Genomic DNA, 25,719 nt, shown 5'->3' with positions numbered 1-25,719 from the left:
AGTTAGCTATACTTTTATTTTTTCAGGCATTACTGCCAGAGGTGTCTTCAGCACCTCGGCAGCTTTTTGTAAAGGCAAACAATAGATCGGCCCCTATTTATATGCAGTTACTTTCCTGTCTTTTACTTTAAATTTAATCTTGGTATTTAATTCTATTGCTTCTAAAACTTCATTTAACTTCACGTCCCTTCTGATGGTAGCCGAGAGTTTTTGTTCTTTAAAAGGTCCCATATCTACTTCAACATCATACCATCGCTCGATTTTCTTTCCAAAATCTTCCAGACTTAGGTTATTGATCATGTAGAGACCATCCTTCCAGGAAGCATACTCATCTGTATCAACTACTCTGGTTTGCAATTCTCCATTACTTGAAAGAATAGCTTGTTGACCTGGTTTAATCTTAACAACCGCATTGTTCTGATCCGAGCTCACCTGCACACTACCTTCAACCAAAGTAGTAATCACCTGCCCTTTATCACCATAAGCATTGATATTAAAGGAGGTTCCCAAAACTTTTACGAATTGATTATTAGATTGAACGATAAATGGTTTCTTTGGGTTTTTCGTAATTTCAAAATATACTTCACCCGTAATTTTTACCTGTCTGTTTTCTCCAATAAATTGAGTAGGGTAATTAATGGATGAAGCAGCATTTAACCAAGCTTTAGAGCCATCAGGCAAGGTCACTTGATATTGACCTGACCGCGGGGTGCTAATGGTTGCCAACTGCACTTCCGGAGTTTTCATAATGGTTGTCCCATCTGCATAGGTCATTTGATCTGCTCCGACTACAAGTCCTTCCTGCCCCTCACTTAATGCAATGGCATTTCCATTGGAAAGGGTTAAAGTTGCGCGATTGGTTCCTGGGAAGATATCTGCTGAGGCAACCTGTTCCTGCGATGTTACTTTAGCTTTATTGTATATATAGTACCAAACCGTTGAAATGCTCATCAGTAATAGTACGGCAGCAGCATATTTCAAAACTGGTGAAATTCGGTGCTTAGGAAATTCTATGACACGATGTTCTTCATTGATTTTTAGGTTCAATTGCTTCCAGGTTTCTTCTACAATTGGAACAGATTTGATCTTCAGGTTTTCCTGATCCTTATTATTGTCGGATAACTGGAAATATTCCCGAAAACAAGCATCCATTTCCTCTTCATATTCTTCTGAGTCAATCATGGAAGTCAACAGGTCTAGTTCATCCTTATCCAAAGTATCGTTAATATACTTATGGAACAAAACGCGATATTGTTCATTCTTTTCCATATCGGATTTTAAAATTGGCTTTATTAATAGTTAGTGGACTATACTTAGAATACACCGAATACCTAAAAAGTAACAGGTTAGTTTTATAAAAAAACTGAAATAATTTATATAAACCTGATTATCAGATATATAATTTTAGACTTTTAGCGAAAATAATTGCTTGAGACAAAGGGAACCAAGAACAAAAGTAGCTGAGGAAACCTACTTTGAAGGAATAATCGGATCTGCTTATTAGCGATCTGCAAATGTTGATTGATGGCGGAATGGCTGATCTGAAGTTCTTCACTTATTTCTTTATAGCTTTTACCTTCCAGTTTATGGAGTACATATACTTCTCTTTGTCTAGGTGTCAAAGCAGATAGCGCTTCTTCAAATAGTTTATTCGTTTCTTCAAACTGTAAGTTCTCCTCCACGTGCGAGTAGAATTCTCCCGTATTTAGTTGAGAAATACGATTCTGTTCTCGAATTGAACTCCTAAATGCGTTTCGCGATTGATTGGTCGCCATGGTATAGAGCAAGGCTCCAAAAGATTTTTCTTCCTTTAATTCTGTTCTGATCTGCCAAATTTTAAGAAAGATATCCTGTAATAGATCTTGGGCAAGATCTTCCGATTTCACGAGTTGCAGGAGTTTTATCGTAAGTTTTTCAGCGTACCTATGGTATAGTTTTTCAAAAGCAGTACGATTTCCAGCTTGCAATTGCAAAAGCAATTCTCTTTCGTCTTTATTGCCTTGATCGACCATGTATTTTATTCCTTAGGGTGATGAACATCCTAAATTACAAAAACCTTTGGTTATTGACGGATATTCATGTTTAAACGTACGCTCTATTTTAGGTAAATCAATTTGATCTGTTGATTCAGTTTCCCGTTGTTCTCCACAAATTGATTAAATGCGATGATGCGACCATTCCTAGAGAAGTTAGGGATTCCTTGAACAGGAAGGTCCTCTTCAGTGAAATCGGTGAGTTTAACCAATTTGGACTGTTTCAAATGGAAGAGGTAAACATTATTTTTGGCAATAAAAGTAATCCGCTCTCCTTTTGGGTCAAGATTGATAGCTGATGCAACTGAAAAATCAAAATCGCTAAGATAGATCATTTTCCCAGAAGGAATTTCACATTGTATGATTTGGTTTTTATCCTGATTATCTTTGGCCAATGCAAAAATGGCTCCTCCATCTGGACTTGCTCTTAGCCAATGCCTTAAATTTGACAAGCCTTTCTCCGATCTCGTGATCCTAACAGCTTCTATATCCTGAGGTACTTTTGGATAATCCAAAATGTTTTCATCATTAACAGAATCCTTGAGCAATAAATCCCTATTAATTTCAACGGTATAGATTTCGGTTATCTGCTTACCTTCCTTATTTAACGTATTACCTTGAAAAGCCAAGACATTATCATTTAACCAACATTCATCAAATGCTTTTACGATTTGATCCGAGCCTGGGATGGCCTTTGGTACCACCTGAGCTAAAAGGCTGGAAAAATAGGTTCCTTGTATATTTCCAGGAATAGGTTCAACTTTTTCTACAGGACCCTTTTGAAACATTACTCCAACGGTCCTTAAATCAGGTTCAATAAACTCGTCATTATAGGTGAAACTAACCATGTCACCGTTGGGACTCCAGCAATGCGAATGCGTTCCACCCCTTAAGCTTCCTTTTGAAAACGGCTTTTGGATATCCCTTGAGTCTGCTGGATAGGCATTGATCTCATGACCAAGTTCGACCATCATTCCAAAACGGCGGGTCATTGCGTAAGGTTTTTCAGCATTGGCATCAGGTAAGCCATGGATAAAGATCACAAGGTTTTCATGCGGGTGAAAAGATGCTGCTCCTACTCCTGGACCATATTGGCTTGGGTTCTTGGTCTGGTATATGATTCTTTCTTCCTTGGAGTTAACATTGACCATTCCAATTTCGGTACATTCTCCAATTTTAGTATCGTCGTTCCTTGCGTCGAAAACGATCCATTCATTATTGAAGTTGAAAACGGAATTATGGTGAAGGGTATGTCCTCGATCGGATTGGGTAAGCGTTTCAATTTTATACATGGAATTAGAATTCATTTTACATCCGGCAAAAAAACAGCTGCAATAACAAGAAGCAAATTATGGAATTTAGCTGGAAAGAAGGCAAAAATTGCTGTTTTGGATCGGCCATGAAATTCCTACCCTAAGTTTACCCGCTTTACTATTGATAATATTTTATCCAACACGCATAATTTTCGGTTAATAACTTTAAATTTTTTTTCATCTTTTTAAGATTTCTGTTAGAATTTTCTTTTAAAACCTTGCCTAAAGCAAAGGACACATCCCTACTCTGCTGTTAATAATTTAACATTAATTGTGAAAACAAACTGGAAATTAGATGGTTAAACATTTAATTGTTCTTTTTAAATTTATTAACATAAATCAATGGATAGTTATCATTCAGGAAATAACTTTGAAATATGTTTTAGGTTTTGAACATTATTTTAATACCTGCGAAACTAATTAACTAAATATTTTTTTCACTATTTAATCACAAAGACCATGACATCCAAAAATCCAACCCCAGCAAAATCACTTCTGACACCAGACAACCATGCTTTAGTGTTGATCGACCATGAAGGACAAATGGCTTTTGCAACCTCATCCATCCCCATGATGCAGTTGCGCGCCCATGTAGCCTTGCTAGCCGGAGGATCTAAAATCTTCAATGTCCCTACCATCGTAACTACAGTAGCCGAAGAAACGTTCTCGGGACCCGTATTCCCTGAGATCGAAGATGTATATCCGCAAGCAACCCATCCTTATATCGACCGTACCACAATGAACACTTGGGAAGACCAAAATGCCCATGACGCCATCGTAGCCACAGGAAAGAAAAGATTGGTATTGGCTGGTCTGTGGACCAGTGTATGTATTGCGATGCCAGCACTTTCGGCAATTGAAGAAGGTTATGAAGTATATGTCGTTACTGATGCCTGTGGTGACATTAAACCTGAGGCCCATAGCATGTCCTTAATCCGCATGCAACAAGCTGGTGTAATTCCGATCACTGCTGTTCAATATGTATTGGAACTACAGAGAGATTGGGCACGTCAAGAAACTTACGAACCTGTAAACAACTTAATCAAGCAAAGAGCAGGATCATACGGTTTAGGTGTGCACTATGCGAAACACATGCTTAATAAAAACAATTAATCCTCTAACCCTATTATTTTAAGGTAGAAGATGAACAAAACCAAAAACTGGCGAATGACTATTAGCAGATATATTTTTATTTCAATCATATCATTAATTCCAGTTTTTGGTTTTTCCCAACAGCAAGATTCCATAGAACGATCAAACAAAATCAATTTCAAACAGGGAGGAGATATCCGCGTGCAATATTTTCATTTCAACAATCAAAATTGGAAAAAGGGAAATGATTCCGATTACTTATTGACTCGATTTTTATGGAATGCATCCTTAAATGTAGGTGCATCCCATCAATTCAAGGTTGAGTTCCAAAGTGGATTGGCAAATGGAATACCTAAACCGGTGTCCCCCGTCGATGAAAATGTTTTGGATCTACATCAAGCGTATTATAAATATTCCCATAAAATCAATAACTCGAATAAGATTTCAGCGACGATAGGAAGACAGGAACTTCAATATGGTTCACAAAGGATTATTTCTGTTCGGGAAGGACCTAACAACAGGCAATCATTTGATGCCATCAAGGTTAAATATGAACAAAATGACCTGTCGATTGATGCTTTTCTTTCCACATACGTTCAAGCCAAGACCGGTTTCTTTAATGATAGATTCTTAAATCAGAACAATGTGCTATGGGGAATATATGCTGTTAAGCATCATGTTCCTGTGATCCAGAATTTTGACCTTTACTATTTAGGTATCCATAGAAAAAAGGAAGTTATCAACCTACATAGTTATGAAACCAAGAAGCACTCTTTAGGGCTTCGAATTTGGGAAGGCACCTCAAACTTCACTTATGATCTAGAAGCACTCCTACAATGGGGAAAGGCTAATTCAGGGGAACAGATCAACTCCTCTACGGCCTCAGCTCATATCACGTATAAGTTTGCGGAATTAGATTGGAAACCAATTTTAGGCTTAAAAGCGCAATACATCAGCGGAGACAAGGATTCAACAGATCAAACGCTGAATACCTTCGATCCTATCTATCCAAAAGGAGCCTATTTTGGATTAAGTCCGATCATCGGTCCTAAAAACTTAACCAACATCCATCTTTACAGCAAAATCAATCCTATCAAGGACCTTACAGTTTCCTTAGAATACATCTATTTCTGGAGGAACTCGAGTGAAGATGCCGTATATGATGTAGGCGGAAATCCCTTGATAAAAAGCCTAAATCAGGAATCAAGAAACATTGGTAGCCAGTTTCAGGTCAGCCCTCAGTATCACCTCAAAGAAAAGCTTGTTCTCATGGGTGACTTTGCCTATTTCAAAACCGATCAATTCTTACAGGAATCGGATGCTGTAGACCTGTTCTCAGCTGCATTGGGAATTCAATATTCATTTTAGAAGTATAATTTTTAAAAATAAATAATCATGAAAGCAGACATAATATTATATAACGGAAAGATTAATACTTTAGACAAAGAAAACCAGATAGCCAATGCAGTGGCTATAAAAGATGATAAATTTATTGCGGTTGGTACCGACAAGGAAGTGATGGAGTTTTCGGACAACAAGACCAAACTTGTGGACCTGCAGCAAAGAACGGTTATCCCGGGCATCAACGATTCACATACCCACTTAATCCGCGGTGGTCTGAACTACAATCTTGAGCTGCGTTGGGATGGAGTACCTTCTTTGGCTGATGCCTTGAGAATGCTTAAGGAACAGGTGGATATCACACCGAGTCCGCAATGGGTCAGAGTTGTAGGCGGTTGGACAGAACAGCAGTTTGCAGAGAAAAGGATGCCTACTTTGGAGGAGCTCAATGCCATCGCTCCTGATACCCCTGTTTTTATCCTTCATTTATATGACCGAGCATTTTTGAATGCCGCTGCCCTTCGTGCTGTCGGTTATGATAAAAACACGCCTAACCCTCCGGGAGGAGAAATCCAAAAGGATGCCAATGGCAATCCAACAGGTTTGATCCTAGCGACTCCAAATGCGACCATCTTGTACGCGACATTGGGCAAAGGTCCAAAATTAGGTTTTGAGGAGTCCTTGAATTCCACAAGACATTTTATGCGTGAGTTGAATCGCTTTGGGATTACCAGTGTAATCGATGCTGGCGGTGGTTCACAAAATTATCCGGATGATTATAAAGTCATCGAAACCTTAAGGGATGAAGATGAACTGACCGTAAGGATAGCATACAACCTATTTACACAGAAACCTAAAGAGGAATATCAAGATTTTCAAGGCTGGATAGACAGTGTAAAGCTTTTCCAAGGGGATGATAAATACAGGCATAATGGTGCCGGCGAAATGTTGGTTTATTCTGCTGCTGACTTCGAAGACTTTTTGCAACCAAGGCCTGACCTTCCAGAAACCATGGAAGAAGAGCTGGAAAAAGTGGTGAAGCTTTTGGTTACCAACAGATGGCCATTCAGGTTACATGCGACCTATAACGAGAGTATCAATAGATTCTTAAATGTCTTTGAAAAAGTAAACAAGGAAGTTCCTTTTGATGGATTGCATTGGATTTTTGACCATGCTGAGACCATTACCGAACAAAACATTGAACGTGTCAAGGCATTGGGCGGTGGTATTGCAATTCAGCATAGAATGGCCTACCAAGGTGAATATTTTACCGAACGATATGGCAAAGATGCTGCTGAACATACCCCACCAGTAAAAAAGATGTTGGAGATGGGTATTCCTGTAGCCGGAGGTACTGATGCCACTCGTGTTGCAAGTTATAACCCATGGGTTGGCCTATACTGGTTAGCTGCCGGAAAAACAGTAGGAGGACAGAAAATCTATTCCGATCAAACCATTTTAGACCGTCAAACCGCTCTTGAATTATATACCAAAGGTGGCTCTTGGTTCTCAAACGAACAAGGCAAAAAGGGCGAGATCAAAGTAGGTCAATTAGGAGACTTGGTTGTTTTGGACCGTGATTATTTCAATGTTCAAGAAGAGGAAATCAAAGATATCGAGGCTGACCTGACCGTTGTTGGGGGTAAGATCGTCTATGCTAAAGGTGATTTCCGAAACGAAGCACCTCCTGCCCTTCCAATTTTACCGGATTGGTCGCCGACCAAAAACTACAATGGCTATTTCCCTGGATCTAACAATCTTGAACTTTCAAGCTACAATAAGAATAGCAGCGACGTCAAATCGGCGAAAGCAAAGGCTATGGCCCAAGCGCAAGCACAGTACATCCATGCATGTATTGGCTCATGCAATGTTCATGGCCATAACCATAATGTGGCTAGGATGAGCAATGTCCCAGTAAATAATTACACGTCTTTCTGGGGTACTTTAGGCTGTTCTTGTTTTTCATTTTAATAAATATCCATGCAAGAGCTAATAACCAAACTATTATACTCTGATTTAGGATCAGAATTTAACAATTGGGTATTCCTTGGGTTCAGGGTGTTATTGATGATCGAACTGATGCGAGTGCATGGTCTAAAGAAAACGGACAGCCATCACGACACCCCAAATCCTTTGGGTTTGCCTCAAAAACTGAATAATTTAATTTCAGTATTCGCCACCCTATATCTTCCATTATTAGGAGTCATAGGGCTTGGTACCCGCTTAGTTATGCTGCCAGCATTAATGATCACGGCTATTGGATACTTTGTCATCCACAGGAAAGATAGTGTGGTAGAAAGAGATGTGCCCTTTATGTACAGTCTTTCTCTATTGTTGCTGGTATTATTTGGAGCAGGAACCAAATCAGTGGACTACTGGATCATAAACAACTTTCTACATTAAAAAACATGGAAAACAACATTTCAAAAATCATCGCTAATTTTCTTTTGGTATTTGTTGCCGGCTATGCCGATACCGCAACATTTACTTCTGGAAATGAAGTATTTTCTGCCCATGTGACGGGAAACTTTGTCGTCTTTGCCAATAAGTTGATCCACAATCCGCAACTTTCTGATTACAGGATATTACTGACCTTTCCTGTATTTATTGTTGCTGTTTATTTTACGGGATACCTTAACAGCAAAATCAATAATGAACGTACTCTTTATTTAGTGATGGGTACCATATTAGCTATCTCGGGACTGCTCGCGCATTTCATCGGTAAAGATTATCCCATTGAATCGTTAGTGAATTTCGGAATAGTGCTGGTTGTAGTGTTTGCTCTAGGTATTAAAAATGCCATCAATAAACTCTATGGTAAATCTACTTTTGGACCAACGACGGTGATGACTGGAAATGTGACTAAGGCAACATTGGATTTTTGTCATGCCTTTATGGGCAAGGAAAAAGATGTTGATGCCAGAAAAAGTTTCTGGAGGATGCTCATATTAATTGTCGGGTTCTTGATTGGCTGTATCTCTGGGGCCCTGCTTTCTGCAAAATATGGCTTAGTCGTCCTGTTGATTCCGGCAACATTGGTCCTGCTCTATTACAGCCTGTTTTTTTCAAAAGCCAAAATTGCAAGCAGTTAGTTCCTTAAACATATCTATCATGAGAAAATTCAATCACTACATCACACTTGCCTACCTTACTATACTCTGTGTTTTTTGCAGTTCGCAATTATCGGCACAAGAGAAGGCAGATATTATTATCCATAACGCGAAAGTCCATAGCATGGACAAAGCTAATCCCACTGCTGAAGCTATCGCCATCAAAGGCAATAAAATCCTAGCCTTAGGCAGCAATGCTGAAATCAATAAGTTGAAAGGAAAATCCAGCAAAACAATAGATGCCAAAGGAAAAACAGTAATTCCTGGTCTTTTTGACTCCCATTCCCATGTGATCCGAGCTGGCAGATTCTACAACAGCGAATTGCGCTGGGATGGAGTGAGCACTCTGGAAAGAGCACTTCAGATGTTAAAAGAACAAGCCGAACGGACTCCAAAAGGCCAATGGGTGCGAGTTGTTGGTGGCTGGTCTCCGAATCAGTTTAAGGAAGAACGCTTCCCTACACTTGAGGAAATCAATGAAGCTACTGGCGATGTACCGACTTTCGTCCTTTATCTTTACGGAAAAGTGTATTTAAACAAAGCGGGGGTTGCCGCCCTGAAACTTAACTCGGAGAGTGAAAATCCTCCTGGAGGATTAATAGAGAAAGATAAACACGGAAATCCAACTGGGATGTTATTTGCAGAACCCAATGCTTTTATCTTGTACTCCACCCTTTCCAAACTGCCCGAGCTGAGTGACGAAGAAAAGATAAATTCAACCTTACTTTACATGACAGAATTGAATCGCCTAGGCATCACCTCTGTTATGGATGCTGGTGGTGGTTTCCAAAACTATCCGGATGATTATAGCATAACCGATAAATTGAATGAAGAAGGAAAGATCAGCATTCGACTTCCACATTACCTTTTCGCCCAGAAAAAGGGTGAAGAGCTGAATGACTATACCAAATGGGTAGGCATGGTTGATGTGGGCATCCATCCAAAAGCAACAGCGGTACCCAAAGATTATTATGTAGCTGGTGCCGGCGAGAATATCGTCTCTGATGCCGGAGATTTTGAGAACTTCCTTTTCCCTAGACCGGAATTACCAGAATCCATGGAAACTCAATTGCTGCCCGTAATCCGATTGTTGGTGAACAATAAATGGCCATTCAGATTGCATGCTACTTATGATGAAACCATTGGAAGGATGTTGGATGTAATCGAAGCTGTTAATGAGGAAATTCCATTGGGAGACCTTGTTTGGTTTTTTGACCATGCGGAAACGGTAAGTGATGCAAACCTAAATAGGATCAAAGCATTAAATGGAGGGATTGCCATTCAAAATAGGATGTCTTTCCAAGGTGAGAATTTTATCAGAAGGTATGGCAAGAAGGCTGCGAATCAAGCGCCACCCATCCATAAAATCCTAGAAATGGGAATCCCTGTCGGATTAGGCACCGATGCCACCCGGGTCTCATCTTTCAACCCTTGGTTGGCAATCCATTGGTTGGTCTCTGGAAAGACGGTTGGAAATACCGAAATCCTACAAAAGGAAAATCGATTGGACCGCACACTGGCCCTTGAGCTTATGACAAAAGGTGGCTACGACCTTATCAAACAAAGCAATGAAAAAGGCTTGCTAAAACCAGGTTATTATGCGGATTTGACCATTTTGGATCAGGATTATTTTACCATTCCTGAAGATGATATCAAAAAACTAAAATCTAACTTAACCATCGTAGATGGGAAAATAGTATATGCAGATGATCAGTTCAAAGCATTCAGCAAAGAAAAACTGGAAGTGATTCCCGCATGGAGCCCAGTTAAATATTATGGTGGTTACCAAGAAAATTAATCAGTCTTGAAAAAATGAGCTGTCGAGATGGACAGCTCATTTTTTAATTCCTGTTCTTCACTATTCTTCTTCGGTATTCTTTAATTTCATCAAAAGCGTATAGGCATTCTTGCTGACAACCTTCTTCTGCGAAAAATCCTGTGCATTTAACACCTGTACGAATCCCTTATCTGACTCGCCTAAAGAAACTGCTACCATGCGGTAGGTATTCTTGCCTTCATGAACAAATACAAAATTCTGTCCCTTGTAATCTACGATGCTTTCTTCGGGCAATGCTTTTGAAAAAGCAGTCTGTGATACAATTTCTATATTCATGTAAGTACCCGGAACTAAATTGAGGTTCTTTTGGGTAAACTGACATTGAACATCTGCCAATCCATTTTCGTCAATTATGGCCCCCAGCAATTGGATCTTTGCTGGGTATCTAGTCTGAGGATCTAGATTTGAATAGGCTACTAAATCCTGTCCAACCTTTAATTTTTCCAAGTCTTTCTCCAGAACTTTAATGCTGAGATGAATATTGCTGGGATTGATCAATTCGAAAAGGACATCGGTGGGACTTAAATACTTCCCGATATTTACATTGACTCTACTGACATATCCATTAATCGGACTATACACAGCAACATGATTGACAATATTAGTTGAGCTTATTTGATTAGGATCTATATGGACCATCCTCAATTGCTGTGCAATTGTGTTCATAAGAACTTGTTGGTTTTCCATTTCAGATTTTGCAGCTTGCATAACCTTGTCGCTACTCGCTTGGGCTTGGTTCAAGTCTCGCTGACGGATATAATCGAGATTGGCAAAGTTATACTTCGATTTTGCAGTCAAATAATCTTGTTGCAACTGTATAAACTGTGGATTTTCCAATATGGCAAGAACCTGCCCTTTGGCCACCTTCTTACCTGTCACTAAATCTGTTTGCTTTAAATATCCTCCTAAAGGTGCGCTGATGGATATTAAGTTTTGTGGAGGCACATCAATCTTGCCATTCATTTTTAACATCACTGAAATCTGCTGATCGGAGATTTCCATTTCTTCGATGCCTGCATTTTTTAGTTGTGCGTCCGTTAAAATGACTAGATCCTCTTCTGCTTTGTTTGCCACACTTTGCTGTTCGCTTACCTTCGTTGAACATGCAAACATGATGCTCATCAGGATTAAGGATATATATAAATAAATTGATTTTATAATTTTCATGATCATAGATTTAGAAGAAGAAATTTGTATTGAATGACAGCTTCATTGAGCTTCCACAAAGCATCTAGGTAATTATTGTTTACCAGTACGGTTTGATTTAAAAGCATCACGTATTCCAAGTAATTGATCTCTCCATTATTAAATTGACTTTGGGCAGTTTCCAAAATTATTTGGGCATGCCTTAAATCACTTGATTCAAACTGATTGACAATCTTTAAGGAATTTTGATAAGCAATATTTAGCTGCTCCCTTTGAACTTCCATGCTGTATCTGAAGTTTTGAAGATTGCTCTCTGCTATGTTTTCTGATATCCTTGATGCTTTCACTTTGGCCCTTTGTCCTGAGGAGAAAATGGGCAAGCCTATCCCGAACTGTACAGAATGAAACCTTGGAACGGCATTGTAATAGATATCGTTTGGACCAATCCCTTTGAAACTATTCAAACTATACCCTAGTGTCAATTCTGGCAATAGCCTAGATTTCTCCAATTCAACCTGTTTAGCAGAAATGACAACTTCTTGTTCCAATAGACTTATTTGAGGGTTATCTTGACCCTCTTGAAAAGCAAGTTTTGCATGAGCTTCATCTATCACCGTGAATGCTGAATTGGAATTGAGAAGCCAGTTAAAACGCTTAAGCAACATATCAAGCTCCTGTTGTATTTGCATGACCTGAACACCAATCGATGACCTTTGGTTCTCCACTGTACTTAGTTCCAATATATTGCTTTCTCCAGCCTTCTTACGCAAGGTTGCTTTCTCCGCCATCTTAGAATACAGCTGTTGATAGCTTTCTAAAAGCTTTATCTTGTCCTTCCAGAACAACATCTCATAGTAAGTCAAGGAAACGGCTTTCTTCAACTCATATTCTTTCATGTCAATATACAATTCACTTTTCTTCCATTCCTCAGTAAATAAGCCTTTTTGTTTGCTGTAAACCGTTGGGAAGGCAATGCTTTGTGAGGCATTCAATCGGATATCCGTATTGGCACTATTGACCTGGCCGTATTCAGAATTGATCCCAAACTGAGGAATATCGTAGCTAGCTGTCTTTATCAAACTTTTTGCATAGTCAGATTTTAGTTTCTCTAGTTTAATATTGCGATTTTCTTTTATGGCCAATTGCATGGCATCCTCTAGTGAAATAGGAGTCTGTGCATTAAGCTGATTACCTAAAAAGGAACTCATGAACAATAAAATGATAACTAATATTTCAGGCTTTTTAATCTTTCTTTTAAATCCATTTTCAATGGTGACATAAAGCAATGGAAGAACAAACAGTGTCAGCAAAGTTGCAACCATCAAGCCTCCAATGACCACGGTTGCCAAGGGTCTTTGAACTTCTGCACCAGCTCCTGAACTGATTGCCATTGGGATAAATCCCAATGAAGCGACACTAGCAGTCATCAAGACGGGTCGCAAACGGCTTTCGCCAGCATCAATCACAATCCTGACAATATTCCTAATGCCTTTTTTCTTCAACCTATTGAACTCCGAGATCAACACAATTCCATTCAAAACAGCCACACCAAACAAAGCGATAAACCCAACCCCAGCACTGATACTGAACGGCATCCCCCGGAATGCCAAAAGAAACACCCCTCCAATAATAGACAAGGGTATCGCCGTATAGATCAGAAGGCTTTCTTTGATTGACTTAAAAGCCAAAAACAACAGGATAAAAATCAACGCTAAGGCTATTGGTACAGCAATCATCAATCTACCTTTTGCATTATTCAAATTCTCGAAAGAACCACCATAGGAAATGGAATAACCAGCCGGAAGCTTAATCTGTTGTTCCACTTTACCTTGAAGTTCCTCAACAATACTCTGAACATCCCGATCCTTAATATTAAAACCCACCACAATCCTTCTTTGCGCATTCTCTCGCTGAATTTGATTGGGTCCTTGGACGATGTCCACGGTTGCTAATTTGGACAAAGGAATCTGCACTCCTTCTTTCGTGGGTATAAGGAGATCCTGAACCTGTCGAAGGTTTTGTCGTAGATCCTGGTTCAATCTCACTACGATGTCGAACCTCTTCTCCCCTTCGAAAAACTGACCTGATTGCTGCCCTGCAAAGGCAGCATTGATGACCTTGTTGATTTCTGCAATGGAAAGATGATATTGTGCTATGACAGGTCTGTTAAACTTTACCAGCACTTGGGATAATCCCGATATAGGCTCTATATATAAATTCTGAGTTCCTTCAACTTCATTGATAATCTTTCCGATCTTCTTGGCACTTTCCATTAAGGAATCGAGGTCATCGCCAAATATTTTGAGCACTACATCCTGTCTAGCACCCGTCATCAGCTCATTGAAGCGCATCTGCACCGGGTATTGGAAACCAACGGTTATACCCGGCACATCCTCCAATGCCTTTGCCATCTTGTCTGCCATTTCTGGAAAGGTCCTGGCTGATGTCCATTCCTTTTTGTCTTTTAAGATAACCATCATATCGGAGGCTTCCATCGGCATCGGATCGGTTGGCACTTCCCCACTACCTATTTTTGTAACTACCTTTTCTACTTCCGGAAAGTTGGTTTTTAAGATTTTCGCTGCCTTTGTGACGCTTTCAATGGTGGTATTCAGATTACTTCCGGGCAATATCCTGGTGTCAACAGCAAAATCTCCTTCTTCCAGAGAAGGAATAAATTCTCCTCCCATCCGACTTAAAATCCATATCGATATTGCAAATAGGATTAGAACAATGGAAAAGATAAGTTTGGGCAACCTCAATACTTTAAATAGGATTCTTTGATATAGAGCTTCCATCTTTTTCATCATTCGGTCCGAAAAGGAAGGTTTTAGCTGTCTTTTCTTTAACAAAACCGAACTCATCATAGGGATATAAGTTAAGGAGAGAAGAAATGCCCCCAATAACGCAAAAGCAACCGTCTCTGCCATTGGTTTAAACATTTTCCCTTCTATGCCTTCTAAGGTCAATATCGGAAGATAAACAATCAAGATAATGACCTGACCGAATACCGCAGAATTCATCATTTTACCCGCTGAATCCACCACAATAGAATCCATCTTTTTGTTCGGTATATTGGTCAATTCTTGGAATTTCGCATTTTTGCTCAGTTGATGCATGACCGCTTCAACAATGATAACTGCACCATCAATGATGAGCCCAAAATCTAAGGCCCCTAAACTCATCAGGTTGCCACTGACCGAGAACAGGTTCATCATACAGATGGCAAACAGCATGGCAAGAGGAATGACTGAAGCAACTAAAAAGCCTGCTCTTATATTTCCTAAAAATAGCACCAACACAAAAACGACAATCAAGGAACCTTCCAAAAGATTGGTTTCAACGGTGTTTATCGCATTGTTGACCATCTTTGTCCGGTCCAAGAAAGGTTCCAACAGCACGCCCTCAGGTAGTGTTTTTTGGATTTCAGCAACCTTCTTTTTTACCTCCTTTATGACTTGGCTGCTATTGGCTCCTTTTAGCATCATCACCACAGCGCCTGCCACCTCGCCTTCATCATTATAAGTCATGGCACCATAACGTGTGGCATAACCAATCTTTACCTCCGCTACATCTCTGATAAATAATGGAACTTCAGACTCCTTGTTGATGGCTATATTTTCAATATCCATAATGGAATTAACAAGGCCTTCACTACGGATATATAAAACCGTCGGACCTTTCTCAATATAGGAACCACCTGTATTCTGATTGTTATCATTCAAGGCTTGGAAAACATCATGAATGGTGATTCCATAAGCATTCAATTTATCTGGATTTACAGCAATTTCATATTGCTTCAATTTGCCGCCAAAGCTGCTTACTTCTGCAACGCCTTGTACTCCTAAAAGCTGTCGCCTAACCACCCAATCCTGGATAGTTCTCAATTCTGTCACATTGAACTTCCGTTCATAGCCTGTCTTGGCCCGGATTACATACTGATATATTTCGCCAAGACCCGTCGATATTGGACCTAGCTCAGGTATTCCTATTTCCGCAGGAATCTCCTGCTGCACTTTTTGGAGACGCTCAGCAACTTGCTGCCTGGCCCAATAGATATCAACATGATCTTCAAAAACGATGGTCACTAAGGAAAGGCCAAACCTCGAAAAACTCCGTATTTCCTTTCTGCCGGAAATATTGTTGTTGGCCTGTTCAATTGGAAAGGTAATCAAACGTTCAATATCAGTTGCGCCATATGATGGGGCTACTGTAATAACCTGCACTTGATTATTGGTAATGTCTGGAACTGCGTCAATGGGCAGCCTAGTAAGCTGATATGACCCCACCGCGATAAGCCCCAATACCAAGAGTGCGATAATGAGCTTATTCCTTACGGAATACTCAATAATTCTTGTAAGCATAATCTGGATTCTGTTAATCTTTAAAAAAAATGAAACTCAAGCCTAGTCTGTAACCCCCTTGAAACCCCCAATTCCTTAAAGATCTGGACATGGTTACCCAAGAATGTGATTACAAACCGATATTAGGCGGAAAGATTAACAAGCCTTTGGCGGCTGCCAAATGGACGAGAGGTAAATGTGATTTATTAAAAATTCATTTTCAAAAGGAAAGGTCTTTTCCTTCTCGATATAAGCCTTGTCTATTACTTCAAGATTTATACTTGTTGGTGAAATAAATACAAAACTTAAGGTTGAACTATGAAGCATAAAAGGAAGCCTTTTATCCTGATCATAATCTTCGTCATGAGCGTGACCTTTGAAATGGTCTTCGTTGTAATGCAATACTAAGAAATCAGAAAAGCTGAGATCATAGCTTTTTTCTTTATGTTCAAAATAATGCTCTATTAGAATAGGTAATTTCAACAATTGACTTATTTCCGTTGTCGAAAAAACGTATAGAAATAGAAACAATATGGCGAACTGCTTTTTCATTAAATCAAATTTAAGAAACATTGTTTTTAATAATTGTAGGGTTCAATAATTTAAATCTGTTCAAAATAAGGCGATTAGGAATCCTCAGACCCTTTTCTGTAATCTTATCCTAATATTTATTGATCCTGTTCAGATTCTTTACCATTTATTGTTTATTTCATAGATAGCACAAAAATACCTAACAAGCTCTTATGCAGAAAATTAACTACCAATTATCAATAGCGAAATTATAAAAAAGTGTTTGCCTAAAAATTTATTTTTGAACTAAGAAAGATTTGATGATTTTATCATCAATTTTCAACAAGGAAAATCAGACGATCAGACCAATTTATTCACTTTGGAACAAGGATTGTCATATTTTACATAGTCTACATTCTTTATGGACTTTTAAATAAAATTGTTGAATCTTTAATTATTTGCCAATTAATTTCGTATTCTGTAAAAACATTGATAACAAATCAGGCATTGGTAACAAAGTAGTGACAACAATAATTCTAAATTGTAAAGCTGTTCCAATTAAATTAGTTTTACCGCCTGAGACCTTAACAAACCGAATTTAGCCGTAGCCTTTTTCTAGAAAATTTTCTAGTAATTATTACTTTTTTTAACCTAAAAACTAACCCTAATTAATCAATCTTATGAAGAAACATAAGCTGCTCTATGTGCTTTTCTTTTGGCTTAGTCTTGTTCAATTGACTTATGCCCAGACAACCATCTCAGGAAAGGTGGTTGATGAACTTTCAGGTTCAGCACTCTCGAATGTCAGTGTAAGGATTAAAGACACCCGAATTGGTGGTGTCTCTGACAACAATGGAAATTTCTCCATCAATGCCCCAAAACTTCCCGCTACCATCCTCTTTACAATGGTAGGATTTGAAGATCAAGAAGTCCAGGTCTCTGCTGCAAGCAACAACCTTGTCATCAAGATGCAGGAAAACATGAACAATACCTTGAATGAGGTCGTTGTTACCGGTTTGGCTTCCTCTATCAAAAGAAAAAACTTAGCAAATGCTGTTAGTTCGGTGAATGCCGCTGAACTGACTGGTGTGACTAAACCTCAAACGACCGATGCAGCTCTGTACGGTAAAGTAACGGGTGCAAACATCCGTTCTAACTCTGGAGCTCCAGGTGGTGGTATGTCCATACAGTTAAGAGGGCTTTCAAGCCTTGTTGGTGCCTCTCAACCTTTGATCATCTTAGATGGGGTCTATGTGAACAACTCTACCCAATCAACCGGTAGAGCAACTGTAAATGGCGCTGGTAACTCAACACAAGATGATGGTTCAAACCGCCTTGCCGACATTAACCCCGATGAAATCGAAAACATCGAAATCCTTAAAGGTCCTTCTGCCGCTGCGATTTACGGAACCCGTGCCAATGCTGGGGTAATCATTATTACCACCAAAAAAGGTAAAGAAGGCCGTACGAAAGTATCAATCTCGGAGGACTTTGGTCTAACAACTCCTCTTAAGCTTCTGGGCTATGATGATTGGTCCGAAGAAAAAATCAATTATTTCTATGGTGGTACCACCCAAAGCCAAACAAATCGTAGAAACCTTGAACTGGAAAGATTCCGCGAAGCTAAAGCAAACAATAGCTTTGTGAACTACGAAGATTACTTCTATGATCATCAGCGCTTTTCAAGCAACACTCGTTTAAATGTTTCCGGCGGTACAGAAAAAACAAAATTCTTTGTTGCCGGTGGTATCAATGATGAAAACGGATTGATTAAAAACACAGGATTCCAAAGGTATACCGTGCGTGCAAACATCGACCAAAAGATCACAAATGCCATCCAATTGTCTGTAAATTCTAGCTATATCCGCTCCAATACCGATCGCGGATTTACTGGTAACCAAAACAGGACCGGAGCAAGTATTGGCTATGCCATCGCTGCAACGCCAAATTACTACGACCTGAGACAACGTCCTGATGGTACTTACCCTGACAACCCATACTTTACTGAAAACCCTATTGCCCTAACGGATAAATCAACCAACAATTCCTTGGTAAACAGATCAATCAGTTCTTTCAACTTAGGCATAGATCTATTCAAAGGGGAAAGCAGTTATATGAAATTCGTGTTGAATGGTGGTCTAGACTATTTACAGAATACAACAAACATCCACCTGCCAGAAGATTTACAATACCAACGTAGTATTGCCAATCCTGGTGATATCATGAACGGCAAGCAAGAGAGTTTCAATACAAACTTACAGGCTGCCTTGGTTTACAACTTCAACCTGAAACGTGTGTACATGAACTCTCAGGTAGGTATGGTAAGATTGGATTTCAAAGATGACTTGCTATTTGTAAGAGGTCAAGGTTTGGCGCCGCTTCAGAAAAATGTTAAACAAGCTGCTGTTCAGACTATCTTCAACCAGTTCTTTATGAGAACTCAGGAAGCTGGTATCTTCTTACAACAGGAAGCAAACTTTGAAGATAAGATCATAGGTACCCTTGGTGTCCGTTTTGATAAGTCCTCTTTAAATGGCAATCCAAATAAATTATTTGCATTCCCTAAGGCATCCTTAGCGATGAACTTAACAAGTTTCGACTTCCTAAGAGACCACTTCATTTCTCAATTGAAACCAAGGATTGCCTACGGTGAGACTGCTGGTCCAGTAGCTTTTGGGGCAACCTATTCCTCTTTGGTTGGTGTGAACATTGGCGGTTTATTGGGTTCATCCCTTTCTACCATTGTAGGAAATGTGAACATCCTTCCTGAAACCGCTAAAGAATTGGAATTCGGTGTGGATGTCGGAATTTTGAAAAATAGACTTTCCTTGGAAGCGACCTATTACATCAAAAATACCGCAAACAACATCCAGCCATTGAACCTTTCACCTTCATCGGGATTTACTTCAACTTCCAGCAACCTTGCTGAACTGAGCAACAAAGGTATCGAGTTAAGCCTGTCCGGTACTCCATTCGAAAGGGAAAACTTTAAATGGAACAGTAGATTGATGTTCTGGAAAAACGATATTACCATTAGTAAACTGGGAATCCCTACCTATACCACTGGTGGATTCGGCGTTAGTTACGGAACATTCCTGATGAAAGAAGGCGAAAAGCTAGGAACTATCGTAGGAACTCCACAGATCAACCCAGGTGAATACACGGTTTGGGGCAACTCCCAACCGAAATTCAACATGAGTTTCAGCAACAACTTGACCATCTACAAAAACTTTGACTTCTCTTTCTTGTTTGATTGGAAAAAAGGTGGCTACAATGTCAACTTAACTAACCTAAACTTGGATGAAGGTGGTAACTCAAAAGATTGGTTCGGTGATAGAAACGGTGATGGTATCCCGAATGGTAAACAAAGAGAACCAGAACCATTCAACAATGCCGGTCGATTCGTAGAAGATGCTTCTTACATCAAATTAAGAGAGGTTGGTTTATACTATAGCATGCCATCTGAGGTTACCCAAAGACTGTTCAAAAACAAAGTACAACGCTTTAGAGCAGGTATCTCGGGCAACAACCTAGTAATGATAAGCAAATATTCGGGTTATGATCCTGAAACTTCAACATTTGGAAATGGCCTTGCCAACAATATCGATGTTGGTCCATACCCAAGTGCACGCAGATTTTTCTTAAACCTTAGCCTAGATTTTTAACCTTATTATCATGAAAACGACAACATTAAAAAATACGATATTCATGCTCTCGTCACTTTGTCTGCTTGCTTCTTGCAACCCATTTGACATTGAGTCCATGATAGATCCAAACAACCCATCGGTTGCTTCGGTCAACAACAATGCAACTCCTCAACAGATCCAATATTTGGTAACGGGCTTAGAATCCAGACACCGCGATTATGTTTCCAACGTAACGAATGGCTGGGCCAGCTTAGGTCGTGAAATCTGGTTATTGAACTCATCGGATACCCGCAACATGACCGAATGGTTAGGCCTTAACGACTACACCCTAAACTCCAATGTCTTCGGCTATGGAACAACCGGTGGTGGTTCTTATGCCTCTCCTTACGGTGCCATCAATCAGGCAAACCTGATTTTGGATGCCTTGGCCAATACCGACAAAATGAATGAAACAGAAAAAGCTGCTGTTTCAGGTTTTGCAAAAACCATTATGGGCTACCAATACATGATCCCTGCCAACTGGCTTTACCAAAATGGTATCCGCGTGGATGTTAAAGATGAATTGAACCCTGGCCCTTTTGTTTCCTATGATGAAGCCTTAACCTACATTAAAGGACAACTGGATGCAGGTTTCGAAGATCTAAAGAAGGCAGGCACTACTCTTCCTTTTAAATTAAGCACTGGATTTTCGGGCTACAACAACCCTGCGGGCTTAGCCAAGGTCAACCGCGCCATTTCTGCACGACTAGCAATCTATCGCAAAGATTGGCAGGGTGCATTGGATGCACTATCAGGTTCTTTCATCGCTGAAAACGGAAATCTAGAAGAAGGGCCTAAGCATACTTTCAGTAGCGGTGCTGACCTGAACAATCCTTTGTTCATGGCCTTAAATATCCCTAACCCAGGAAACCTTAGAGTTGTAAATCCTGGACTGATCGCCGATGCTACTCCTGGAGACAGCCGTGTTGCCAAGAAGTTCTTTAAACTAACTACTCCTTTCGTAGTTACCACTTCCACCGTGGCATTGACAGGTGAATACCAAGACAACCGCTATCCAACCAATACTTTGCCGGTAACTTTTATCAAAAACGAAGAATTGATCTTGATCAAAGCTGAAGCTCAAGCCCAATTAGGACAAACTACCAATGCCATTGCCAGTATCGATATTATCCGCGAGGCAGCTAACATTGGCAAATACACCGGTCCTACCGACAAAAACAGCCTGCTTAAGGAAATCCTATACCAACGTAGGTATTCCCTTTGGGCTGAACCTGCTGGCCACCGCTGGGTAGACGTAAGACGCTATACAGGACCAGGTCTATTATATGCCAATATGAGTGAAGCAATTGATGCGACTTATGATAAAGGAAAGGTATTTACCCAATTCCCACTACCACAAGCAGAAGTGAACTGGGACCTTTATAAAAATAAATAACATCAAAAAAGACAAATTATATGAAGTTAAAATATCTATTATTGATGGGAGCTGTATACATGGGCAGCTCCCTTCAAGCCCAACAAAAAATAACGGAAGAGACTAGTTTCTCTATGCCTTCCATTGCTGCGCAAGCATTATCTCCAAATGGTGAAAAATTAGCTTACGTACAAGCGAAAACCAATTTGGAAGCCAATAAAGTACAATCGGAATTAATTATTCTCGACATAAAATCAGGAAAAAAAGAAACTGTAGCGACTCAGGTCAGCGACCCACAATGGTCTCCTGATGGCAGTAAACTGGCCTTCCGTGGTAATATCAATGGACAATCCGGAATATTCTATATTACAAACAGTGACAACAGTCCAAAATTTGTTGCCCCCGTGTATTCCAGCAACCATTTCCTGGGCCACTCTGCAAAGAAGAATTACGCATGGAGCCCTGATGGAAAGTACATCGCATACGTGGGGGCAGACGCTGAAAAGGCTCAAGTCAAAATTGACCCTGCATCTCCTAAAGTAATCGAAAGGATCCTTTATAAATCCAGGACTTCTTTCTCCGATAATGTATTAACAAAAATCCACTTGGTGGATGTAGCAACAGGAACCGTAAAGGTATTGACGGATGATAAGTTTGATAGCCATTCTTTAACTTGGGCACCAGATTCTAAAAGAATTGCCTACGTATCAAATCATACCGATGATCCAGATAATAATTACAACAACGACCTGTTCATAGTCGACATTTCCAATTCCAAGGTGAAACAGATTACAAATACCATTGGTACTGAACATAACCCAAATTGGAGCCCAGATGGAAAATACATCCTCTATCCAGCTACGATCCGCCCCTTAAACACCAAAGACAGTTCCCCAGAAGACCTTAAGCTTTACCTATATCAGGTCGCAAATGGGGAGGTTACTTGCCTAACCACTGATTTGGATGAACGACTGAGTGGAGGTGAATGGATGGATGATAGCAAGCACTTTTACTTTGGATTCCCAAGACATGGAAAACGTGTCTTGTACAAAGGAAACATAGACGGTAAAACATTCACACCGATAATCGATAAAGAAGCTAGTGTTGGAGCTGTCAATGTTTCCAACAAGAGAATCTCCTTTACCATGTCAGATTTCAATTCAGCAAATGAAGTATATATATCTGATAATGAAGGTAAAACTATTACACAATTGACTAACGAATCTAGCAATTGGTTAAAAGACAAGGACCTTTCCAAAAAAGAAAGCTTCTGGTTCAAATCACATGATGGCGTCAATGTCCAAGGATTTATTGCCTATCCAGCTAACATTCCTCCATGCACAAAGGTCCCAGTTATCCAACGCATTCATGGTGGTCCACATGGGGCATTCGGTTATAGCTATACCGACATCGTAGAGGTGTTGACTGGAAAAGGATATGCTGTAGTCTTTATCAATCCAAGAGGTTCCACGGGCTATGGACAGAAATTTTCCGACGGTACTTACCAAGCCTGGGGTGGTGGAGATTATTTAGACCTGATGAAAGGATTAGATTATGCCCTTGAAAAACACCCTTTCTTGGATAAAAACAGAATGGGAGTTACAGGTGGTTCTTACGGTGGATTTATGACCAATTGGGTCGTTACTCAAACAGATCGATTCAAGGCTGCAGTAACCAGTGCTTCTGTCAGCAACCTCATTTCTTTCTACGGAACATCGATCTATCCGGATCTGATAGAAACTGAATTTAATGGCATGCCTTGGGACAATTACAGCCTTTTATGGCACTTCTCCCCAATGGCTCATATCAATAAAGTGAAAACCCCTACCCTAATTGTCCATGGAGAAAACGATATGGATGTTCCTATTACCCAAGCTGAAGAATTCTTCATCGGACTGAAAAAAGTGGGTATCCCTACTCGTTTCGTTCGTTACCCGAATGAAGGCCATGGAATGGCGCAGCCAAAAAATAGGCTTCACAACAATAAGGAGTTATTAGCTTGGTTTGACAAATACCTAAAATAATGGCTAGATCAATATTAACGAAATGGACAGTAAGTCTATTTCTCATGCTCGCTATCTTTTGCTCGCAATCTATTGCGCAAGCAATCAACCAAGATTCCATATACTTCCGCGAACACTATGACAAGAAGGAGTATATGGTCAGTATGCGCGACGGCGTCAAGTTATTTACTGTTGTATACAGTCCAAAGGACAAAAAAGAAAAATACCCTTTCTTGATGATGCGTACACCATATAGCTGCGCTCCTTATGGTGAAGATAATTACCCTGGCAGTCGCTTTGGACCTTCCATGGAGTTGGTTCGTGAAGGTTATATCTTCGTTCGTCAAGATGTCCGTGGAAGATTTATGTCTGAAGGAACATTTACTTGGATGGCTCCCAATCAATCAGATCCTAAAAAATGGGATGAAAGCATGGATACTTACGATAGCATCGATTGGCTTGTCAAAAACATCAAGGGCAATAATGGAAAAGTGGGTACTTACGGTGGCTCCTACCCTGGTTTTTATGTTGTAGCCGGTATGATCGATGCCCACCCTGCATTAAAGGCGGCTATGCCATCAGCACCAATGGCAGACCTATGGCAAGGTGACGACATGGTGCATAATGGCGCTTTTCTAATGCCGCACAACATCAATTTCATCAACAACTTTGGTGTTAAGAGACCAGTACCTCTGAAAAAATACCCTGCTGGAAACATGCAGTATGATACACCCGATGGATATGACTTCTGGCTACGCCAGGGTCCGCTTTCAAATCTGAACAAAAACTTTTTCAAAGGGGAAAACATCCATTGGGAGGAATACCGAAACCACCCAACTTACGATGAGTTTTGGAAATCCAGAAACGTACGCCCGCACTTAAAGAATATCACACCGGCAGTTATGACAGTGGGCGGATGGTTTGATGCGCAGGATATCCGTGGACCATTTTATGTGTACCAAGGTATCAAGAGTCATAGCCAAAACACTTCAAACCGCCTGATTTTAGGCCCTTGGTACCACGGCAGCTGGTCATCGCAAAAAGGAGACCGCTCTGCCAACATCTATTGGGACAGCAATACCGGTGAGTACTACCGTCAGGAACTGGAATTGAAATTCTATAATTATCACCTGAAAGGAAAGGGATCAATGGACCTTCCTCAGGTAATGGCTTTCAATACAGGTGCCAACAAATGGCATAATTTCGATCAATGGCCGCCAAAGGATTTACAGACAAAAAACCTATATTTTAATCCTAACGGCGAGCTAGCTGAACATGCTAAAACCGATAGGGATAACTTTGATGAATTTACCCACGACCCGAAAAAGCCAGTGCCTTTTACCCAAGAAATTACCACTAGATTCGGCAATGATTGGATGGTTGAGGACCAGAGGTTTGCTAGTAGAAGGCCGGATGTACTGGTTTACGTTTCGGAACCCCTTAAAGAAGACTTGACCATTGCTGGAAGTATAGGCGTACATTTAGTAGCTTCTACCTCGGGAACAGATGCAGATTTCATTGTCAAGGTCATCGACGTTTATCCAAACGATGCACCTGACCCTGCAGACAATCCTCAAAAAATCAAGATGGGTGGATACCAAATGTTATTGCGTGGTGATCCAATCCGTGCTAAGTTCAGAAACAGTTTAGAGAAACCTGAACCTATGGTTCCTAACCAACCAACCAAACTGAACTTTGATCTGACGGATGCCTTTCACACCTTCAAAAAGGGCCATCGTATCATGGTACAGGTTCAAGGATCATGGTTCCCCATGCTTGATATCAACCCTGGTAAGTTTATGGATCTATACAATGATTCCAAAGAATCTGATTACCAGAAAAATACCCAAAGAATTTACAGGTCTAATACCGAGAAATCATTTATTAGCCTCCAGGTTTATCAACCGTAATAAAGATTCTATTTAATTGA

16 protein-coding genes are annotated in these 25,719 nt (G+C 40.1%); 10 read left to right on the top strand and 6 right to left on the bottom strand.

What is annotated here, in order from left to right:
* Positions 1 to 93: 93 nt before the first annotated feature.
* The 3 genes from NMK93_RS07615 to NMK93_RS07605 all read right to left on the bottom strand — a co-directional run bounded on the left by NMK93_RS07615 (position 94) and on the right by NMK93_RS07605 (position 3,325).
* Positions 94 to 1,269 (bottom strand): FecR family protein, encoded by a 1,176-nt coding sequence (locus tag NMK93_RS07615; protein ID WP_254529219.1) that lies wholly within the window; start codon positions 1,267 to 1,269, stop codon positions 94 to 96.
* A 143-nt stretch (positions 1,270 to 1,412) separates the two neighbouring features.
* On the bottom strand, positions 1,413 to 2,012 hold the full coding sequence (locus NMK93_RS07610) for an RNA polymerase sigma factor (protein WP_254529217.1): 600 nt from the start codon (positions 2,010 to 2,012) through the stop codon (positions 1,413 to 1,415).
* Positions 2,013 to 2,095: 83 nt separating this feature from the next.
* A complete protein-coding gene (locus NMK93_RS07605; protein WP_254529214.1) occupies positions 2,096 to 3,325 on the bottom strand; it encodes a DUF3748 domain-containing protein in 1,230 nt (409 codons plus the stop codon).
* Positions 3,326 to 3,805: 480 nt separating this feature from the next.
* On the opposite strand from NMK93_RS07605, the gene NMK93_RS07600 reads away from it, so the two are divergent.
* Genes NMK93_RS07600 through NMK93_RS07575 form a run of 6 tightly spaced genes read left to right on the top strand, consistent with a single transcriptional unit; the run spans position 3,806 to position 10,687 of the window.
* Entirely contained in the window at positions 3,806 to 4,459 is a 654-nt protein-coding gene (locus tag NMK93_RS07600) for a hydrolase (protein WP_254529211.1), read from the top strand.
* 54 nt (positions 4,460 to 4,513) lie between these two features.
* Positions 4,514 to 5,806: an alginate export family protein gene (locus NMK93_RS07595; RefSeq protein WP_254529209.1), complete on the top strand. Its 1,293-nt coding sequence runs from the start codon at positions 4,514 to 4,516 to the stop codon at positions 5,804 to 5,806.
* 27 nt (positions 5,807 to 5,833) lie between these two features.
* Entirely contained in the window at positions 5,834 to 7,750 is a 1,917-nt protein-coding gene (locus tag NMK93_RS07590; RefSeq protein ID WP_254529207.1) for an amidohydrolase, read from the top strand.
* A gap of 9 nt (positions 7,751 to 7,759) precedes the next feature.
* Positions 7,760 to 8,182: a DoxX family protein gene (locus NMK93_RS07585; protein WP_185217025.1), complete on the top strand. Its 423-nt coding sequence runs from the start codon at positions 7,760 to 7,762 to the stop codon at positions 8,180 to 8,182.
* 5 nt (positions 8,183 to 8,187) lie between these two features.
* Positions 8,188 to 8,871: a YoaK family protein gene (locus tag NMK93_RS07580; protein ID WP_185211731.1), complete on the top strand. Its 684-nt coding sequence runs from the start codon at positions 8,188 to 8,190 to the stop codon at positions 8,869 to 8,871.
* Positions 8,872 to 8,890: 19 nt separating this feature from the next.
* Positions 8,891 to 10,687, top strand: a complete 1,797-nt coding sequence (locus tag NMK93_RS07575; RefSeq protein ID WP_254529205.1) for an amidohydrolase — start codon at positions 8,891 to 8,893, stop codon at positions 10,685 to 10,687.
* A 60-nt stretch (positions 10,688 to 10,747) separates the two neighbouring features.
* Here the strand turns inward: NMK93_RS07575 and NMK93_RS07570 are convergent, their stop codons facing one another.
* The 3 genes from NMK93_RS07570 to NMK93_RS07560 form a co-directional block, all read right to left on the bottom strand.
* Positions 10,748 to 11,893 (bottom strand): efflux RND transporter periplasmic adaptor subunit, encoded by a 1,146-nt coding sequence (locus tag NMK93_RS07570; protein WP_254529201.1) that lies wholly within the window; start codon positions 11,891 to 11,893, stop codon positions 10,748 to 10,750.
* Between the two features lie 2 nt (positions 11,894 to 11,895).
* On the bottom strand, positions 11,896 to 16,236 hold the full coding sequence (locus NMK93_RS07565) for a CusA/CzcA family heavy metal efflux RND transporter (protein WP_254529198.1): 4,341 nt from the start codon (positions 16,234 to 16,236) through the stop codon (positions 11,896 to 11,898).
* 135 nt (positions 16,237 to 16,371) lie between these two features.
* Positions 16,372 to 16,767, bottom strand: coding sequence for a hypothetical protein (locus NMK93_RS07560; RefSeq protein WP_214648437.1), 396 nt, complete (start codon positions 16,765 to 16,767; stop codon positions 16,372 to 16,374).
* 638 nt (positions 16,768 to 17,405) lie between these two features.
* Between NMK93_RS07560 and NMK93_RS07555 the strand changes: the two genes are divergently transcribed.
* From NMK93_RS07555 to NMK93_RS07540, 4 genes are read left to right on the top strand one after another with little or no spacing between them, the layout of a single operon-like run.
* Positions 17,406 to 20,390 carry a SusC/RagA family TonB-linked outer membrane protein gene (locus NMK93_RS07555; RefSeq protein WP_254529195.1) on the top strand — a complete coding sequence of 995 codons (2,985 nt, stop codon included), beginning with the start codon at positions 17,406 to 17,408 and terminating at the stop codon, positions 20,388 to 20,390.
* A 10-nt stretch (positions 20,391 to 20,400) separates the two neighbouring features.
* Positions 20,401 to 21,807: a RagB/SusD family nutrient uptake outer membrane protein gene (locus NMK93_RS07550; protein WP_254529193.1), complete on the top strand. Its 1,407-nt coding sequence runs from the start codon at positions 20,401 to 20,403 to the stop codon at positions 21,805 to 21,807.
* Between the two features lie 20 nt (positions 21,808 to 21,827).
* Positions 21,828 to 23,810 carry a S9 family peptidase gene (locus NMK93_RS07545; protein ID WP_254529191.1) on the top strand — a complete coding sequence of 661 codons (1,983 nt, stop codon included), beginning with the start codon at positions 21,828 to 21,830 and terminating at the stop codon, positions 23,808 to 23,810.
* Complete coding sequence (locus NMK93_RS07540; protein ID WP_254529189.1) at positions 23,810 to 25,699, top strand: CocE/NonD family hydrolase; 1,890 nt, start codon at positions 23,810 to 23,812, stop codon at positions 25,697 to 25,699. Before NMK93_RS07545 ends, NMK93_RS07540 begins: the two co-directional genes overlap by 1 nt.
* Positions 25,700 to 25,719 lie beyond the last annotated feature (20 nt).

Source organism: Sphingobacterium sp. LZ7M1 (assembly GCF_024296865.1).
Classification (GTDB): Bacteria; Bacteroidota; Bacteroidia; order Sphingobacteriales; family Sphingobacteriaceae; genus Sphingobacterium.
The sequence above is the reverse complement of the archived record's forward strand: the minus strand, read 5'-3'. Positions and strand labels throughout refer to the sequence as shown.